Raw genomic sequence first — 16,285 nt, 5'->3', positions numbered from 1 at the left:
CCTGACCCTACGTCGGGGAGCGGGCCCGCTCGCGGTCGGCTCCACGCGCCCCATGTGCGACAGTTGGCCATGCGCATCGACGACTTCCCCGTGCCGGATTCCGCCGCCGCCAGAGGCGCCCTCGAGTTGGCCACCGAGTACCAGTCCGCCGCGATCACCGCCCATGCCATCCGCTCGTGGCTGTGGGCGGAGGGAATCGCTGCGGTTGAGGGACGCTCCGGCATCGACCACGAGCTGCTCTACGTCGCTGCGCTCCTCCACGACATCGGAACTGTGACGGAGTACGACAACCACACCGTGTCCTATGAGCACGCTGGCGGGCACGTGGCCGTCGCCCTGACAACCGGCGCGCGATGGCCGGCATCACGCCGCCAGCGCGCGCTCGACGTTATCGTCCGCCACAACTGGCCGAGCGTCGACCCTGACCTTGACCTCGAGGGGTACCTGCTCGAGCGCGCCACAGGGCTCGACATCACGGGCAGCAGGCCAGACGCACTGCCGGAGGAGTTCCTGCAGGAGGTCCTCTCGGCGCATCCGCGTGGCACCCTCGCCGCCGAATTCGGCGCGTGCGTGAGCGACCAGGCCGCCAGAAAGCCCACGACCTCCGCGCGAAGGCTCGTCGAGGGCGGGCTCATCCGGAAGCTTAAAGAGAACCCGCTCGAACGGATGCAGTAGTGGGCGAGGCATGACAAAAGTCATCCCAGCTCCGATCGTTCGGCACTGACGAACGGCCAGCGCCAGCGATAACTTCAGAGCATGAGCGATGCGACCACCACACCCATCACCCCGAACGCCACGGTGGGGTCGGCCCGACCCGGCTGGACAGAGATGCTGACCGGTGGTGCCTTCTACGTCATCGCCGTCGGGATCGTATCGGTAACGCTGCCCCTCATCCCCGACGACCAGCAGGTCGTCTCGGGGATCGTGGGCCTCGCCGTGTCTGGCCTCATCGGCCTCGCAGCATTCGCGGCCGCTGTCGGCATCCGCATCCGCCGCTTCTCGGTCTTCGGACTGCGACGCACCTCCTGGAAGTGGATCATCGCGGGGGCGGGGGCGGGCATCGCCTGCTACATCGTCGGCGCCATTCTCAGCGCCTTCTACATTATGGCCACCGGTGACCAGCAGAACATTCAGTCCGGCTACCAGGCCGCGGCGGCGGGCGGTGTGCTCGCCTACGTCGCGACGATTCTGCTCGGGTCGATCCTCACTCCGCTCGGTGAGGAGCTCTACTTCCGCGGTGTGGTCGCCAACGCCCTTGGACGTTACGACGCCTGGGTGAGCGTGCTTGGAAGCGCAACCATCTTCGCGCTTGCCCACGGCATCAACCCCGTCCTCCCCGTCGCCTTTGTCGTCGGCATCGCCACGGCGCTGCTCTTCCACAAGACCGGGTCAGTGTGGCCGGGCGTCGCGGCTCATGCCTTGAACAACGCCGCGGCGAGCACCGTGCCCGTCGTCGTTGCGGGCCTTATGACCTGACGCGATCCGAGGTCCGCCGACACACAAGCCAACGCCGCGGCCGACTGAAGATAGTTCAACGCGGCAGAAACGCCAGACGCCCCGCCGGAACCGAGTGGTTCCGTCGGGGCGTCTCGACGTTGAAGAAGCCGCTGTGCTTATGCGGCCCCGTCGAACATCGAGGTGACCGAGCCGTCGGTGAAGACCTCGGTGATCGCGCGAGCGAGCGTCGGCGCGATCGGCAGGATCGTGAGCTTGTCGAAGCGCTTCTCCGGTGGAAGCGGCAGCGTGTCAGTGACAACAACTTCGTCGATGGCGTCGGAGTTGAGGCGCTCGACGGCGGGGTGCGAGAAGACGGCGTGCGTCGCGGCGACCACAACCCCGATCGCACCGGCGGCCTTCAGCGCCTCCGCGGCCTTGACGATGGTGCCACCCGTGTCGATGAGGTCGTCGACGAGCAGGCAGACGCGACCCTTCACGTCACCGACGATCTCGTGAACCGACACCTGGTTCGCGACCTTCGGGTCGCGACGCTTGTGGATGATCGCGAGCGGCGCGTCCAACTGGTCGCTCCATACATCGGCGACGCGCACGCGCCCCATGTCGGGCGAGACGACGGTCAGCGTCGCAGGGTCGAGCTTCTTACGGAAATGCTCAAGCAGCACGGGCATGGCGAACAGGTGGTCGACGGGACCATCGAAGAAACCCTGCACCTGAGGCGCGTGCAGGTCGACCGACATGATGCGGTCGGCGCCCGCAGCCTTGAAGAGGTCGGCGACGAGGCGGGCCGAGATCGGCTCGCGACCGCGCCCCTTCTTGTCCTGACGCGCGTATGGGTAGAAGGGAGCGACAACCGTGATGCGCTTCGCCGACGCACGCTTCAGCGCGTCGAGCATGATGAGCTGCTCCATGAGCCACTCGTTGATCGGCGGGCAGTGCGACTGGAGCACAAACACGTCGGCCCCACGCATGCTCTCGCCGTAGCGAGCGTAGATCTCGCCGTTCGCGAAGGTGCGCGACTCGGTTTCCCCGAGCTCGATGTCGAGTTCTGCCGCGACTGCCTTGGCGAGCTCGGGATGAGCCCTGCCGGAGACGAGAACAAGTCGCTTCTCAGTGGAGGTGATGATGCCAGACACGCTGTACCGCCCGTTTCCTGTGCTTGCTCTGTTGTTACGCGTTCGGTTCTGATTCGCGCGCCGAGGCAGCCTCAGCGGCCTCGGCCGCGGCGGTGCCTGCTCGGTTCTTGAGCACCCACCCCTCGGCGTTGCGCTGAGGTGCGACGTTGATGGCGAGTGCACCGGCCGGAACGTCCTTGCGGACCACCGTTCCAGCCCCGGTGTAAGCGCCGTCGCCAATCCTAACCGGGGCGACGAAGACGTTGTGCGATCCGGAGCGCACGTGGCTGCCGACCGTCGTGCGGTGCTTGTTCACGCCGTCGTAGTTGGCGGTGATCGTGCCGGCGCCGATGTTGGAGTTCGCGCCAACCTCCGTGTCGCCGATGTATGAGAGGTGCGGCACCTTCGAGCCGTCACCGATCTGCGTGTTCTTCGTCTCCACGAAGGTGCCGATCTTCCCGCCAGCGCCGAGGATCGTGTTGGGGCGCAGGTACGCCCAGGGTCCGACGGATGCGCCGGCGCCGATGACGCTGAGCGTCGCATCGGTGCGCTTCACGACAGCCCCCTCGCCGACCTCGCAGTCGACGAGCGTCGTGTCCGGCCCGATGATGGCGCCATCGGCAACCGAGGTGGCGCCTCGCAACTGCGTTCCCGGCAGGAGCTCGACGTCGCGGCCGAGCGACACGTTGCCCTCAATGACGGTCGTCGCCGGGTCGTGCACCGTGACGCCCTCGAGCTGCCAGTGCCGGATCTGCCGCGAGTTGTAGTAACGCTGCGCCTCCGCGAGCTGCACGCGGTCGTTGATGCCCTGCACGATCTCGGGGTCGGTGACGGCGATCGCCTCGATGCGCCCCGCATCCGCCTTGATGAGCTTCGCCGCATCCGTCAGGTACTTCTCGTGCTGCGAGTTCGAGTCGTCGATGCGACTCAGGACCTGTCGGACCGTGCGAGCGTCGAACGCGTACACGCCGGCGTTGATCTCGGAAATGCGCAGCAGCTCCTCACTCGCGTCCTTGTGCTCGACGATCTCGTCAAAGTCGCCAGCTGACGAGCGGACGATTCGCCCGAAGCCTGCCGGCTCCTGCACAAACGCGCTGAGGAGCGTGAGCTGGTTCTTCGCGTGACGGTGCTGCTCGATCATGCGGGCGATCGTGCCGGAGTCGAGGAGCGGGACATCGCCGGAGAGGACAACAACAACACCGTCGAAGTCCGCAGGAAGCGAGTCGAGGCCCACCTCGAGCGCGCGTCCCGTGCCGGGAACGTCGTCCTGGTCGGCGAACTGCGTGTCGGGGGCGAGATCCTGAATGGCGGAGACGACGCGGTCGCGGTCGTGGCGGACCACCGTGACGGTGTGCGCCGGGCCGAGCTCAGCCGCCGTGTGCAGCACATGCCCGACGAGCGGGATCCCTCCGAGTCGGTGCAGCACCTTCGGGGTGCTCGAGCGCATCCGCGTGCCCTGGCCAGCCGCCAGGATGACGATTGCGAGTTCTCGATCGGTCACAGATCCTCCTCGTTGTGGGCGCCGTGATGCGAACGCCATCACGGTCCACGGTGGCATGCAGCACCCCCGCGCCGCTCCTCCCCCAGGATTCGAACCTGGACCTAACAGCTCCAAAGGCTGTCGTGCTGCCGTTACACCAAGGAGGAACGTGCCCGCTCACGCGTGCACTCGCCAATTGTGCCAGAACCGGAGGGGCCGCGGGCCAGCCACGGTGGTGCCGTGGAGGCGAGTGGGCCAGACTGTCCACTCAGAAGACCCGAGGAGGCGCCATGTCTGAAGCTCTGTCCATCGCCAAACGATTCACCGACACCTACTCTGCAGCGGTCGCGGGACGCGACAAAACCGCGATCATGTCGCTGTACGCTCCGGATGTTCGCGTCTTCGACTTGTGGAGCACCTGGTCGCACGAGGGTGCCGAAGCCTGGGGCACCTCCCTCGACGAATGGTTCGACTCGATCGAGTCGGGTACCCACTCCGCGACCTTCACCGAGCTGCGCGCCTACGGCGACCACGACGTCGTGGTCGTCGAGAGCTTCGTGCGCTACGCCTGGCACAGCCCTGAGGGCGAGCAGGAGTGGATGGACAACCGCCTGACGTGGGCAATCGTGCAGCACAAGGGTGAATGGGTCGTCGCGCACGAGCACACCTCTGCGCCCGTCGACGCCGAGAACGGGCTTGTCAGCACGAAGCGAGAAGTGGACGCGCATCACCCCAACTCGTAAGCCCCGCCACCGCCCTGGTGGCCCAGCTTCCTCCCTGTAACCACCGGCGGCGTCACCCGCGCCAACGGGAATCGCCATAATGGAACACATGGATGCCCCCCGACGTGCAGCTGACCGGCGCGACTTCTCGCGCGCCTCGGTCGGCCTGAGCCCGGGTGCGCAGGCCGCGCACCCGGTCACGCAGGCTGCGCATCCAGTCGCTCAGGCCGCGCATCCGGTCGACACCGTCGACACGATTGTGCGCGACTGGTCGCGGGAGCGTCCCGACCTCGACGTGGACCCGCTGCGCATCTTCTCCCGAGTCAAGCGCATCGCGAAGCAGCTCGATGCCCTCCGCAAGGCTGCGTTCGCCGAGACGGGCCTCGAGCTGTGGGAGTTCGACGTGCTCTCGGCCCTGCGCCGCGCCGGTTCCCCGCACCGACTCAGCCCCAAGCATCTGCTCGCCTCCAACCTCGTCTCGAGCGGCACCATGACGAACCGCATCGACCGGCTCGTCGGCCGCGGCCTCGTCACCCGGGAGGTCGACCCCAACGACGGGCGCGGGATTCTCGTCACGATGACGCCGAACGGTCGGGACCTCGTCGACGAAGCCCTCACTCGCCTCGTCGCCGCCGAGCGCGAGCTCCTCGCCGAGCTCGACATTGAGACCCGCGACGACCTGGCGACGGCGCTACGCACCCTCTCGCTCCGGATGGACGACCCGGCGCACTGACCCGAGGCACTTGCCCGAGGCAACCACTCTTCGGAGGGCACCGGGCCGCCCCCGGCCTTAAGCTTGTCTGATGGCCCATCTCCTCGGCGCGGAAGCGCTCCACCTCGAGTTCCCGACTCGAGTCGTCTTCGACAGCGTTTCCGTCGGCATCCAAGAGGGCGACCGCATCGGCATCGTCGGACGTAACGGCGACGGCAAGTCGACCCTCCTCAAGCTGCTCGCCGACCGCATCCAGCCAGACGGCGGCAAGGTCACCCGGCGACGCGGCGTGCGCGTCGGGATGCTCGACCAGGCCGACACCCTCGACCCCGAGCTCACCGTCAAGCAGGCCATCGTCGGCGACATGGACGACCACGACTGGGCCTCCGACGCCAAGATCCGCGACGTCGTCAACGGCCTCGCCGGCGACCTCGAGTGGACCGACAAGATCGGCGACCTGTCTGGTGGCCAGCAGCGGCGCGTCGCCCTGGCGGCCCTGCTCATCGGCGACGACGACATCATCATGCTCGACGAGCCCACCAACCACCTCGACGTCGAGGGCATCGCGTGGCTCGCGAAGCACCTCAACTCCCGCTGGTCGAAGAACCAGGGCGGGCTTGTGGTCGTGACGCACGACCGGTGGTTCCTGGATGCGGTGTGCCAGACGACGTGGGAAGTGCACGACCGCGTGCTCGACCCGTTCGAGGGTGGCTACGCGGCGTACATCCTGCAGCGCGTCGAACGCGACCGGCAGTCGGCCGCGATCGAGTCGAAGCGCCAGAACCTCATGCGCAAGGAGCTCGCGTGGTTGCGCCGCGGCGCCCCGGCCCGCACGGCGAAGCCGAAGTTCCGCATTGAGGCGGCCACGCAGCTCATCGAGGACGAACCTCCCGTGCGCAACGCAGTCGAGCTGTCGCAGCTCGCGACCGCGCGCCTCGGCAAGGACGTCGTCGACCTCCTTGACGTCGGCGTCACCTACGGCGACAAGGAGGTGCTGCGCGACATCGAGTGGCGCATCGCCCCGGGTGAGCGCACCGGCATCCTCGGCGTCAACGGCGCCGGCAAGTCGACCCTGCTCAACCTCGTCGCCGGCACGCTCGAGCCGACGAGCGGCAAAGTCAAGCGCGGCAAGACTGTGAAGATCGCGACCCTCTCGCAGCGCCTCGCTGAGCTCGACGAGCACCAGAACGACCGTGTACGCGAGGTCGTCGCTCGCCAGAAGTCGAGCTACGTGTCCGGCGGCAAGGAGATGACGCCGTCGCAGCTGCTCGAGCGCCTCGGCTTCACAACCACCCAGCTGCAGACCCCCGTCAAGGACCTCTCTGGTGGCCAGCGCCGCCGCCTGCAACTGCTGCTCATCCTGCTCGACGAGCCGAACGTGCTCATCCTCGACGAGCCCACCAACGACCTCGACACCGACATGCTCGCCGCGATGGAGGACCTCCTCGACACGTGGCCGGGCACCCTGCTCGTCGTTTCGCACGACCGGTACCTACTCGAGCGCGTCACCGACCAGCAGTACGCGGTGTGGGACGGCGGCTTCCGCCACCTGCCAGGCGGCGTCGACCAGTACCTCGAGCTGCGCTCGAACAGCCTCAAGGGCTCAGCGCCCGCGACCCTCTCCAGCACGACGGATGCGGCTGCCAATGGGTCCTCGTCGGCCTCATCCGCGAGCGCCTCCGGCCTCTCCATCGGTGGCGCTGACCGCCGCAGCGCCGAGAAGGAAGTGCAGGGCATCTCGAGGAAGATCCAGAAGATCGAGCAGTCGATGAAGAAAGTCGACGCCGAACTCGCCGCCCACGACCAAAGCGACTACGAGGGGCTCGGCGTCATCACCGCGAAGCGCCAGGCGCTCGCCGCCGAGGTCGACGCCCTCGAGGAGCGCTGGCTTGAGCTATCCGAGGTCCTCGAGGCGTAGCCTGAGCTCATGAACGCCAGCGCGCCCCGCCTCCGACTTACATCAGCGGCGGCGGCGCTCTGCGCCCTGGCCGCAACCTTGAGCCTGTTGGCCTGCTCCACCGGGCCTGCCGCGAACGCCGGCGTCCCGGTGGGTGCGAGCCCCAACTTCGACCCGTACCCGAGCGATGGCAGCCCAGGGGTCGTGCCCTACTTCGAGTGGGTCGACGACACGCACTTCACGATGGACACCTGGGTCAGCCGCGCGCAGTGCGGGTCCGGTGCGCCGACGGTCGTCGCCGAGTCGGCGACCGAGCTGCACATCCACTATGCGATCACTGACCGGGACGCCATCTGCGACGCCTCCGAATACAACGTCGCCTACGAATTCGAGCTACCAGAGGAAGCCACCGGCCGGCCCCTGCAGATAACGGTCACCGCAGAAGACCTTAAGCACGTCGACCACGGCACCCTCGAATGAACAACCCAGAGCTGATCACGGGCATCTCCGTGCCGACGCCCACGGACTACGATCCTCTCGCCGCGGGCGCCCACGAGAACGTCGCGCCCAGCTTCGCCTGGGTCGGCGACTCGCGGTTCCGCATGGACCTGCTCAACAACCGACCCTTATGCGGGGCGGGAGATCCTGAGCTGATCGTCGAGTCGCCGACCGAGCTGCGCATCCGCTTCCCGATCATCGACCCGGACGCCATCTGCATTCTCATGCTCGCGCCCGTCTCGTTCGAGTTCGAGCTGCCCGAGGCGGCGAGCGCGCGGCCGCTCGCGATCACCGTCACCTACGAGGGCGGTCCCCAGGTCGACACGGCGACGCTCGCCTGAGTGCCGCCTCGCCCAGCGCGCGCCCGCCAGGCGGTCGCCGAGCGAGGCCTTTGCTGGCCATCACACCCGCCGTTGCCCATCACATCCGCCTCCGCCGCTGTGCAAGAGTCACTCAGAAGCACCCAGCGCGCAAAAAGAGGATGCATCTCCCTCACCCTTGCGAAGAAGTGCCCGGCTGCTCGCCAGCGGCTCCAGAAGGGCGGGCCAGCGGAAGCGTCGTGAGGCAAAAAACACGCGCCTACTCGCGCCACAAAAGTCCCCCAGAAGCACCCAGCGCGCAAAAAGAGGATGCATCTCCCTCACCCTTGCGAAGAAGTGCCCGGTGAGCTGCGGCTGCGACACAGCAGGCGCCAAGCACGCGCGCGACTGGCGCGCGACGGGTGCGCGACGGGCGCGCCAGAAGAGTCACCCAGATGCACTCGTGACGCGAGCGGCGGATGCATCTGCCTCACTCTCGCGAGCGGTTGTTGGATGAGGCAGTGCCAGGAGCTGGCCCAGCCGCGCGTGTCCGGGACGTGTGCTGCTAACTGCAGCGGGCCGTGGCGGGGTGGATGCGTGGGCGCAGGCCACCGATCCCGGCAACCTAGCCGAGGTTGCGCTCGGCGTAGATGCGCATCGCGTCGCGCACGAACTCGGCTCCCGTGGCGTGCACCCGCGTGTAGTTCTTGCCGAAGCGCTCGTCCGCGACATACATCTCGCCGAGGTTCGTGAACAGCTCGGCCGTCGGGGCCTTGCCCTGCCAGCTGTCGCCGAGCCAGGCGAACTGACGGGCCGCCGCGGCCTGCGCCTCGTCGCTGTCTGGGCCGTGACCTGCCGTCTGGGCCACGCTGAACGCATCCTGGATGCGTGTCTGCTCCTCCAGGAACCCCTGCTTGCCGTCCTCGCCGAGGCCGCGCCACCACTTGTCGCCGTCTGCGTACGCTTTGGCGCCCCAGCGCTCCTCCACCTCGTCCTTGTACTGCGTGTGGTCGAATCCGTCGAACATCTGCTCAGGCATGAGCTTCTCCTTCCCTTGGAGCGCGGCGAGCGTCGCGCGCACCGATCCGATCTGCGTCGTGAGGCGGCGGCGTTCGTCGTTCAGCCATCCGAGGTGCGTCTCGAGGGCAGCGACGTCGTCGCTCCGCCCGGCAAGCGCATCGCCGATGGCAGTGAGCCCGACGCCGAGCTCCCGCAGGAGCAGAATGCGCTGCAGCCGAACCAAGGCGGCCTCGTCGTAGTAGCGGTAGCCGTTCGTGCGCGTGGTGCTCGGAAGCAGTAGGCCGATGCTCTCGTAGTGCCGCAGTGTGCGTGAGGTCACGCCTGACTGCTTCGCCACCTCGCCGATCGACCACTCCATGACCGCATCCTCTCGCAGATCGTGCGAGCGGCTCCCCCGATCTTCGGGAGAAGCGAACCGCTCGAGATCGACTGTAGAAGTTGACGCGACGTCAAGGTCAAGCGTCACGCTGAGAGGAAGTTCCTGACGACGTGGTCGAGGCCGCGCACCGTGAGGTCGATTGACTCGAGGTCGAGGCGCTCGTTCGCAGAGTGGAAGCGGTTGCGCGCGACGGAGAAGGTCAACCCCGGGCTGAGGATGCCGAAGCCGAACGCGTTGGCGCCGTGCAGTCGGTAGAAGCGGGCATCGGATCCGCCGACGCCGAGGATCGGTGCTGGCTTCGCGCCTGGCACGAACTCTGCGAGCGTCGATTCTATCTGCGCATACAGGCGAGTTGTTGTGGCCGATTCGTTAGCCGGCGAGAACCAGTCGCCCTCGACGCTCACGAGGCCAGGGAATTCGGCGGCGACCGACGCGAGGTGCCCCTCGACGTCCTCCGCGGTGACGCCGGGCAGCACGCGAATATCGAGGGAAATCGACCCGCTATCGGGAATCACGTTGACTTTCGAGCCCGCTTCGACGATCGTCACCGCGACGGTCGTGTGCGTCCAGGCGTGCACAAACGGAGCGAGCTCGCCGAGTTCGGGATGCTCGCTGAGCTCGTCGATCGCATCGTCGATCGTGTCCGGCGAGGCGAGGCGTGTGCTGAGCTCGGCGGGCAGCGCGAGCGCGGCAAGCGTCTCGAGCCATTGCTCGCTGATGCGCGGTTTCGGGGCGCGGGACTGAAGTCGGTCGATGACCTTGGCAAGCGTGACGGCCGCGTTCGATCGGCCCCAGGGCGCGGACGCGTGCGCCGCGTCGCCGCGCACGACGATGCGCCGCGGGGCTGCGCCCTTCTCGCCGACCCCCACCGTCATGGCGGTGCTGCCGACTCCCCCGAGGCGCGCGCCACCCCACTCGGTGAGCACGTTGTCTGCCGCGATCGTCGACCAGTCGTTCTCCGAGAACCAGCCGACCCCAGCTCTGCTCCCCTGCTCCTCGTCGGCGACGGCCGCGAAGACGAGGTCGCCGCTCGGCGCGAAGCCGCTCGTCGCGAGCCGCTTGAAGATGACCGCGTACGAGGCGGTGAGGAAGAGCATGTCGACCGCGCCGCGGCCCCACACCTCACCGTCGATGAGCTCACCGGAATGCGGCGGATGCACCCAGTCGGCTGCCTTCACCGGCACGACGTCGGTGTGCCCGACGAGCGCCAACGATTCCGCCTGCGGGTCAGTGCCCCCGAGACGCGCAACGACCGAGACGCGTCCGGGGAACGGCTCGACGCGCGTCAGCTCGACGCCGCTGCCCGCGAAGAACTCCTCGAGCACCGCCGCCGCGCGCCACTCGTTGCCCGAGTCGATGGCGCCGTCGTTGACGGTCTCGGCGCGGATGAGCTGCTGCAGCAGGGCCACGGTCTCGTCGCGAAGCGAAGTCATGTCCTCATCCTGGGCGAATTGTGGCCGACGCGCGCGCCGGGGTGTTGCACGGGGTCACGCAGCACGTTGGGCGTCATCACCCAACGTGCCGCGCGCGTCGCACGGGAACCCCGCGGGGCGCTTGCCGCCGCCACCGCGCTCACCACTCACACGCTCACGGGCACCAGGTCCTCGACGACGGCGGGGAGACCGAGGTTGTCGCGCAGCGTCGTTCCCGGGTACTCGGTGCGGTACGAGCCGCGCTCCTGGAGGGCCGGGATGAGCTCGTCGACGATGTCGTCGAGGCCGGAAGGCACGAGGTAGGGCGTGAGATTGATGCCCGTGACCGCGCCGCTACGGGCAAGCGTGGTGAGGGTGTCGGCGACCTCGGCGACCCCGCCCACGAAGCCCCGCTGCGAGGAGAGATGGATGACGAACTCGCGGATCGACAAGCAAAGCGCCTCCGACTTCTCCCGCCACTGCTGCGCGAGCTCAAGCGCCTTCGCGTTCTGGAAGGCGCTGCCGCGGGTGCCATCGGTGACCGCGACCACCGGGTCCTCCACCGGCAGCGGGCCATCCGGGTCGAGGTGCGAGAGGTCCTTGCCCCAGAACTGCTCAAGGTAGCGCAGCGAGGTCGCCGGCGAGATCTGGTGCTGACGCACCCAGTGGGCCTTCTCCTGAGCCTCCTTCGGGGTCGCCGCGACGATGATGGTCGCGCCAGGGAAGAACGCGAGCTCATCCCGTGCGCGACCGAACTTCGTGAGACGCTCGCGGAGGTCGGCGGCGAATGCCGTGGCGCCTTCCAGCTCGGGATGCGCGGAAAAGATGACGTCGGCGTGCTCGGCCCCGAAGTCGCGCCCCTGGCTCGAGTCGCCGGCCTGGAACAGGACCGGCCTCGACTGCGGGCTCTGAGGGAGGACCCGCTCGGAGACGAAGCGGATGAACTCGCCGTCGAAGTCGACGCCGCCCCGGTTCGCCCACAGCTCCTTGGCGGCACGCACGAACTCGGCCGCGCGGTCATAGCGGTGCTCGTGCGCGAGGTGTCCACCGCGGCGGAAGTTCGCGCCCGTCCACGCGTTGTCGGTCGTGACGATGTTCCACGCCGCGCGCCCCTCACTGAGAAGGTCAAGGCTCGCAAGGCGGTACGCGAGGTCCGCCGGCTCGTTGTAGGTCGTGTTCTGGGTGGCGACGAGGCCGATCTTGTCCGTGAGCGGCGCGAGTGCGGCAAGCTGCGTGATGCCATCCGGTCGCCCGGCCACGTCGTTGTCGTGGATCTTGCCGAGGTGCTCGCGCAGGCGAAGCCCCTCGCCGAGGAAGAACGCCGAGAACAGGCCGCGTTCGGCGGTCTGCGCGATGCGGCGGAACGACTCGAACTCGGTCTGCGAGCCGCTCTGCTCGCTCGACCAGATGGTCGTCGAGTTGACGCCCTGGAAGAAGACGCCGAACTGGATCTGGCCTGCGTCCTCGGCACCGGAGGTGCGAGTCTGGCCTGCGCTGTGCTGTGTCATCGTGCTGATCCTTCGCGGGTTAGAGCGCCTGGGCGGCGTAGCGGTTGGCGGGGTGCGCAAGCCCGAGGGCGCCCCGGAGGTGCTCACCGGCACGCGGCGAGGCGAAGACGCCCGAGCGGCGCAGCGCGGGGAGCACGGCACGGCCGAGTTCCTGCACGTCGACGTCGAAGTCGACCGGCAGCAGCCGAACGCCGTTCGCAAACGACGCGACCTCGGTGATCAGCTCGACGAGGCCAGCGGCGTCACCCGAGTAGTGGATGCGCCCAGCCGCGTCGGCGTCAGTCGCCCGGTTCCCGAGACGGTCGGCCGCAGCACGCCCGCGCGAGTCGAGCGAAACCTCGACCTCCACGATCGTTCGCGCGATGCCCTGGCTCTCGGCCTGGCCCGCAGCGGCGCTCGCTTCGAGGACCGTGCGCTCGCGGATGAGCGCGACGTCGACGAGCTCCGGCGCGGCCGAACCGTAGGCGGCGAACGTCGGAAGCAGCCCCTGGTGCGGTCGCGGGATGATCGATGGGCCTTTCACGCTGAAGCGTGCCCCTTCGAAGTCGGCGTAGTGCAGCTTGTCGCGGTCGAGGTAGCGGCCCGTTTCGACGTCGCGGATGACGGCGTCGTCCTCCCACGAGTCCCAGAGGCGACCAAGCACCTCGATGGTGTCATCGAGCTCCGTGCGGCGCGCCTCCGGCCCGTCGAGCGGGGCGCGATCGAAGGCGGCTGCCTCCAGCGCGCCACCATCGACCTCGCCGATCCAGCCGGCTCGCCCGTGCGACGCGTAGTCCAGGGTCGCGAGCTGCGTCGCGAGGTGGAAGGGCTCGACCGCCGAGACGCGCACGAGCGGCACCAGCCCGGTCGCTCCCGAGAGCGGGGCGGCGAACGCGGCCTGGGTGATCGCATCCAGTCGCGGGGCCTCCGCCTCGAGATCGGCGAAGCCGGAATCCTCGAACGTCGCGATCGTCACGCCGAAGCGCTCGAGCGCGGAGATAGCAGCGCGGATGCGCGTCGGGCTGACGCCTTCGCTGCCCGCTTCGACGGCGATCGCAAACGGCGGGTTCTCGTGAGTCATGCCTCGCAGACTAGGAACCGCGCGTCGCTGTGTGACGGCCGGCGCTTCACCTGCTGCCCCCGGAGGACTTCTGACGCAACACTGGATGCGCGCCACGCGAAGTGAGGCGTACGGTACCCACCACGAGCACAAGCCCGCCCCACCGAGGAGCGGACCGCACTACCCCGACCGTGGAAGGAGCATGAAGATGACACACACGACTACAGGCCTGAACTTCATGTGCCAGCCGCGCGTCGAGACGGGCAGGCTGGCGCTGCAATGAGCCTCGGGCTGCACACGTCGATCGGCAATGCCGTCCGTGTGACCACCACCCGAGCAGGCGCTGACCGCGTGGAGTTCCACGCCATCCCTTTTGACGGAACGCGCGTCGTCGCGACGGCAGTGCTCTCCGGCGAGCTCGACGCTGTCGGCGCGGAACTCGTCTTCGATGAGCTGTGGGTGGCACCCGAGGTACGCGGCACCGGCATCGGCACCCGGGTGACCCGGGCGGCCATCACGTGGGCCGACCTGCACCTCGCCGCTGGCATCGACACCTACGTAGCTGCGGAGAACGTTGCCATGCAGCGCCTCCTTGAGCAGCTCGGCTTCGAGCGGCGCCCCGAGCTCGAGCACGGTGAGGACACCTGGAAGCAGATCTTCGCGCTCTCCCTCGAACTCGCGGGCTAGGTGGGCGAGCGGCGCGGCATCGCGGGCCGGTCCGCGGTACCGCCGCGGTATCTCACTCGTGGAGAGAAACGTCTGCGGGGGTGGTCCGCCAGGCGAGGAAACGCACGACGAGGACCCTGCGGGAGGGTGCACAGCAGAATGGGCCCGCCTGCACGGGCGCGTCAGCGGCCAACGGCGCGACCCGCACGAGCCTCCAGGGCTCCGCGTCAACTCGAGCGCGGATGGTGACCGCGTTGCCGACGCGGCTCGCCCGGACCGTGACGCGGCGCCCGCGCCAGCTCGGAACCGGTGCGAGCGACCAGTCGGACTCGCCCCTCGTCACAACCGCGCCGAGCTGCTCCTGACCGTCGCTCAGCTCGACGCCGGCCTTGATCCACGTCGTCTCGTCGCTCCGGAGGAAAAGGCCTGCCTGGTCGAACTGCTCGGCGAAGTCCGCCAGGAATTCGACCTCGACGGCAGACTCCTGCTCGAGCGGACGCAGCAGCGCATGCTCGGAATCGTGCACGAACCCGTACGACGTCGTGCGCCACGCGTCGCTTCCCTCTGCTGCCGTGACGAGGAGATCGCCGTCGACGACGTCTGCCGACACCGGCTCGTTGGTCCACTGCCCGTCGCTCCATGGCACGTTCGTGACGCTCTGCGTGTTCATGACTGTCATCCAACCAGTCCCGCGAGGTCTGCGCTCAGCTGACCGGCTCAAGAGGCTGCACGGGGCCAGCCTCGGACCGGCCGACGACGACCAGGGCCGGACGCGTCACGTTGTTCTCGGGATCGTCTTCCCAGCTGAGCGGGAGGGCTGCTCGTTCGAGGACGCCGCTCGACCCGTTCCGGCGGCTCGTGCCGCCAGACGCTTCGACGTCGAACGAAGTGATCCCCCTGGAGCCCGCAACAACAAGCACATCGACGCTGCCGTCGCGCAGCCACCTCGCAGCGATGACCGGCAGCTGCGGTGCTCCGTTGGCGGGACTCGCGACGGGCCCCGCACCCAGGAGCGTCGCGTCGTCGTCGCCGCGCGTCGCGACGACCACGGCCCAGAGGACACCTGATCCGCTCCCCTGGCTCTCGAGGTGAGCCACCTCGACAAGCGACAGCGGGGCGCCGGATGGCATGGTCTGGTCGTCGAGGATCGAGGCGCGCAGGCGGCGGCCCTTCTCTTGCTCCCGAGCAGTGATGATGCCACGCGAGAGCGCCGCGAACCTCGCGTTCCCCCGCTCTGCATCCGTGACGGCGGCCCAGTCTCCTGGGGCGTCCTCCGTCTGCAGCAGCGCAAGTCCCGAACTCGGATGCATGTAGGCGAACCCTTCGCGCACGTCATTTCCCGAACCGCCTGCATCCGGGATGCGCAGCAGCGACCGAGTTGCGAGGAGGAGGAGACCGTCGGCGGTCGGAGTCTCGCCGAGAGTTGGGGCCGACTCCGCGCCGAAGGTGGCGGTCTCGAGTGCCACGCCCCGCTGCATCCGCTCGTTGAAGAGCAGGACCCCGGTCGCGACCGTGAAGCCGCGCTCGTATCGGCCCGTCGCGATCGAGGAGGTGCCGAGCACCGAATAGGCCGTGTCGTCGTCACTTCTCGCGCCGTCGAGGGGGCGGACAAGCGCGGCAACCGCGTTGTCGGAACGGAGGATCACAAGCCGAGCGGAGAAGGAAGCGCGGACACCGGAAGTCTCGACCTTCTTCGAGTCGACGTCCCCAGCCCAGAGGAGCTCGATGACCTGCCCCTCAGGGAGCTGGAGGACATCGCTCTCCTCGTACTCCCGCCATTCGTCGGCCGCTGCGACGAGAGAGCGCTGGTCGTCGAGATCGGCGCCGGTACCGCGAGTGGGGTAGCCGGGCAGCGTCGACTCTCCGACAGAGTCCAGTTCGCCGGAGTCGGGTTCGCCCGTGAAGGCGAGGACAACCCACCCCACGGCGAGCGCCAGGACGGCCACGATCGCGGTGATCGTGATGGTGCGTGCCCGGCGCGGCGCCTGCTGAAGGTCGGCGTCGGACCGTGACTCGTCCATGCATTTCCTTGCCAAGCTCCGGGGCACCGACCTCGTTGTGGTACCTGCCCCGTAGTCTGCCC

Annotated in this window: 16 protein-coding genes and 1 tRNA gene; 8 read left to right on the top strand and 9 right to left on the bottom strand. The window is 68.3% G+C overall.

Annotated features, from left to right (window positions below; all coding sequences use genetic code 11):
• The first annotated feature begins 69 nt into the window (after positions 1 to 69).
• Both C5B85_RS01035 and C5B85_RS01030 read left to right on the top strand, forming a co-directional pair.
• A complete protein-coding gene (locus C5B85_RS01035) occupies positions 70 to 675 on the top strand; it encodes an HD domain-containing protein (RefSeq protein ID WP_104284213.1) in 606 nt (201 codons plus the stop codon).
• A gap of 81 nt (positions 676 to 756) precedes the next feature.
• Positions 757 to 1,476, top strand: coding sequence for a CPBP family intramembrane glutamic endopeptidase (locus C5B85_RS01030; protein WP_104284212.1), 720 nt, complete (start codon positions 757 to 759; stop codon positions 1,474 to 1,476).
• 137 nt (positions 1,477 to 1,613) lie between these two features.
• On the opposite strand, the gene C5B85_RS01025 is transcribed toward C5B85_RS01030, so the two are convergent.
• The 3 genes from C5B85_RS01025 to C5B85_RS01015 form a co-directional block, all read right to left on the bottom strand.
• The gene (locus tag C5B85_RS01025) at positions 1,614 to 2,591 is read right to left on the bottom strand and encodes a ribose-phosphate diphosphokinase (RefSeq protein ID WP_104284211.1); all 978 of its coding nucleotides are present in this window, start codon (positions 2,589 to 2,591) and stop codon (positions 1,614 to 1,616) included.
• Between the two features lie 34 nt (positions 2,592 to 2,625).
• The gene (gene glmU / locus C5B85_RS01020) at positions 2,626 to 4,071 is read right to left on the bottom strand and encodes a bifunctional UDP-N-acetylglucosamine diphosphorylase/glucosamine-1-phosphate N-acetyltransferase GlmU (RefSeq protein ID WP_104284210.1); all 1,446 of its coding nucleotides are present in this window, start codon (positions 4,069 to 4,071) and stop codon (positions 2,626 to 2,628) included.
• Between the two features lie 74 nt (positions 4,072 to 4,145).
• A tRNA-Gln gene (locus C5B85_RS01015) sits at positions 4,146 to 4,217 on the bottom strand.
• Between the two features lie 123 nt (positions 4,218 to 4,340).
• On the opposite strand from C5B85_RS01015, the gene C5B85_RS01010 reads away from it, so the two are divergent.
• The 5 genes from C5B85_RS01010 (at position 4,341) to C5B85_RS00990 (ending at position 8,220) form a co-directional block, all read left to right on the top strand.
• Complete coding sequence (locus tag C5B85_RS01010) at positions 4,341 to 4,793, top strand: nuclear transport factor 2 family protein (protein ID WP_104284209.1); 453 nt, start codon at positions 4,341 to 4,343, stop codon at positions 4,791 to 4,793.
• An 88-nt stretch (positions 4,794 to 4,881) separates the two neighbouring features.
• A complete protein-coding gene (locus C5B85_RS01005) occupies positions 4,882 to 5,505 on the top strand; it encodes a MarR family winged helix-turn-helix transcriptional regulator (RefSeq protein WP_104284208.1) in 624 nt (207 codons plus the stop codon).
• Positions 5,506 to 5,575: 70 nt separating this feature from the next.
• The gene (locus C5B85_RS01000; RefSeq protein ID WP_104284207.1) at positions 5,576 to 7,402 is read left to right on the top strand and encodes an ABC-F family ATP-binding cassette domain-containing protein; all 1,827 of its coding nucleotides are present in this window, start codon (positions 5,576 to 5,578) and stop codon (positions 7,400 to 7,402) included.
• A gap of 9 nt (positions 7,403 to 7,411) precedes the next feature.
• Positions 7,412 to 7,861, top strand: a complete 450-nt coding sequence (locus C5B85_RS00995) for a hypothetical protein (protein ID WP_104284206.1) — start codon at positions 7,412 to 7,414, stop codon at positions 7,859 to 7,861.
• A complete protein-coding gene (locus C5B85_RS00990) occupies positions 7,858 to 8,220 on the top strand; it encodes a hypothetical protein (protein WP_104284205.1) in 363 nt (120 codons plus the stop codon). Before C5B85_RS00995 ends, C5B85_RS00990 begins: the two co-directional genes overlap by 4 nt.
• A 583-nt stretch (positions 8,221 to 8,803) precedes the next feature.
• On the opposite strand, the gene C5B85_RS00985 is transcribed toward C5B85_RS00990, so the two are convergent.
• From C5B85_RS00985 to C5B85_RS00970, 4 genes are all read right to left on the bottom strand, one after another.
• Positions 8,804 to 9,556: a MerR family transcriptional regulator gene (locus C5B85_RS00985; protein WP_104284753.1), complete on the bottom strand. Its 753-nt coding sequence runs from the start codon at positions 9,554 to 9,556 to the stop codon at positions 8,804 to 8,806.
• A 104-nt stretch (positions 9,557 to 9,660) separates the two neighbouring features.
• Positions 9,661 to 11,010: a M20/M25/M40 family metallo-hydrolase gene (locus C5B85_RS00980; RefSeq protein ID WP_104284204.1), complete on the bottom strand. Its 1,350-nt coding sequence runs from the start codon at positions 11,008 to 11,010 to the stop codon at positions 9,661 to 9,663.
• 146 nt (positions 11,011 to 11,156) lie between these two features.
• Positions 11,157 to 12,497 carry an LLM class flavin-dependent oxidoreductase gene (locus tag C5B85_RS00975; protein ID WP_104284203.1) on the bottom strand — a complete coding sequence of 447 codons (1,341 nt, stop codon included), beginning with the start codon at positions 12,495 to 12,497 and terminating at the stop codon, positions 11,157 to 11,159.
• A gap of 19 nt (positions 12,498 to 12,516) precedes the next feature.
• Complete coding sequence (locus tag C5B85_RS00970) at positions 12,517 to 13,557, bottom strand: LLM class flavin-dependent oxidoreductase (RefSeq protein WP_104284202.1); 1,041 nt, start codon at positions 13,555 to 13,557, stop codon at positions 12,517 to 12,519.
• A 258-nt stretch (positions 13,558 to 13,815) separates the two neighbouring features.
• On the opposite strand from C5B85_RS00970, the gene C5B85_RS00965 reads away from it, so the two are divergent.
• A complete protein-coding gene (locus C5B85_RS00965) occupies positions 13,816 to 14,223 on the top strand; it encodes an N-acetyltransferase (RefSeq protein WP_104284201.1) in 408 nt (135 codons plus the stop codon).
• Positions 14,224 to 14,275: 52 nt separating this feature from the next.
• On the opposite strand, the gene C5B85_RS00960 is transcribed toward C5B85_RS00965, so the two are convergent.
• Entirely contained in the window at positions 14,276 to 14,872 is a 597-nt protein-coding gene (locus tag C5B85_RS00960; protein ID WP_104284200.1) for a DUF1349 domain-containing protein, read from the bottom strand.
• A gap of 34 nt (positions 14,873 to 14,906) precedes the next feature.
• Positions 14,907 to 16,223 (bottom strand): hypothetical protein, encoded by a 1,317-nt coding sequence (locus tag C5B85_RS00955; protein ID WP_104284199.1) that lies wholly within the window; start codon positions 16,221 to 16,223, stop codon positions 14,907 to 14,909.
• Between the last annotated feature and the right edge of the window lie 62 nt (positions 16,224 to 16,285).

This window comes from Pseudoclavibacter sp. AY1F1, from assembly GCF_002931075.1.
Lineage (GTDB): Bacteria > Actinomycetota > Actinomycetes > Actinomycetales > Microbacteriaceae > Pseudoclavibacter.
Note: the sequence above shows the minus strand (reverse complement) of the source record. Positions and strands in the feature narration are given on the sequence as shown.

Bases quoted from the DNA above. Each gene is read 5' to 3' on its own strand.
- C5B85_RS01010 (WP_104284209.1), top strand. From the start codon at position 4,341: ATGTCTGAAGCTCTGTCCATCGCCAAACGATTCACCGACACCTACTCT.
- C5B85_RS00990 (WP_104284205.1), top strand. From the start codon at position 7,858: ATGAACAACCCAGAGCTGATCACGGGCATCTCCGTGCCGACGCCCACG.
- C5B85_RS01000 (WP_104284207.1), top strand. From the start codon at position 5,576: ATGGCCCATCTCCTCGGCGCGGAAGCGCTCCACCTCGAGTTCCCGACT.
- C5B85_RS00980 (WP_104284204.1), bottom strand. From the start codon at position 11,010: ATGACTTCGCTTCGCGACGAGACCGTGGCCCTGCTGCAGCAGCTCATC.
- C5B85_RS00970 (WP_104284202.1), bottom strand. From the start codon at position 13,557: ATGACTCACGAGAACCCGCCGTTTGCGATCGCCGTCGAAGCGGGCAGC.
- C5B85_RS00955 (WP_104284199.1), bottom strand. From the start codon at position 16,223: ATGGACGAGTCACGGTCCGACGCCGACCTTCAGCAGGCGCCGCGCCGG.
- C5B85_RS00965 (WP_104284201.1), top strand. From the start codon at position 13,816: ATGAGCCTCGGGCTGCACACGTCGATCGGCAATGCCGTCCGTGTGACC.
- C5B85_RS01030 (WP_104284212.1), top strand. From the start codon at position 757: ATGAGCGATGCGACCACCACACCCATCACCCCGAACGCCACGGTGGGG.
- C5B85_RS01035 (WP_104284213.1), top strand. From the start codon at position 70: ATGCGCATCGACGACTTCCCCGTGCCGGATTCCGCCGCCGCCAGAGGC.
- C5B85_RS00960 (WP_104284200.1), bottom strand. From the start codon at position 14,872: ATGAACACGCAGAGCGTCACGAACGTGCCATGGAGCGACGGGCAGTGG.
- C5B85_RS00975 (WP_104284203.1), bottom strand. From the start codon at position 12,497: ATGACACAGCACAGCGCAGGCCAGACTCGCACCTCCGGTGCCGAGGAC.
- C5B85_RS00995 (WP_104284206.1), top strand. From the start codon at position 7,412: ATGAACGCCAGCGCGCCCCGCCTCCGACTTACATCAGCGGCGGCGGCG.
- C5B85_RS00985 (WP_104284753.1), bottom strand. From the start codon at position 9,556: ATGGAGTGGTCGATCGGCGAGGTGGCGAAGCAGTCAGGCGTGACCTCA.
- C5B85_RS01005 (WP_104284208.1), top strand. From the start codon at position 4,882: ATGGATGCCCCCCGACGTGCAGCTGACCGGCGCGACTTCTCGCGCGCC.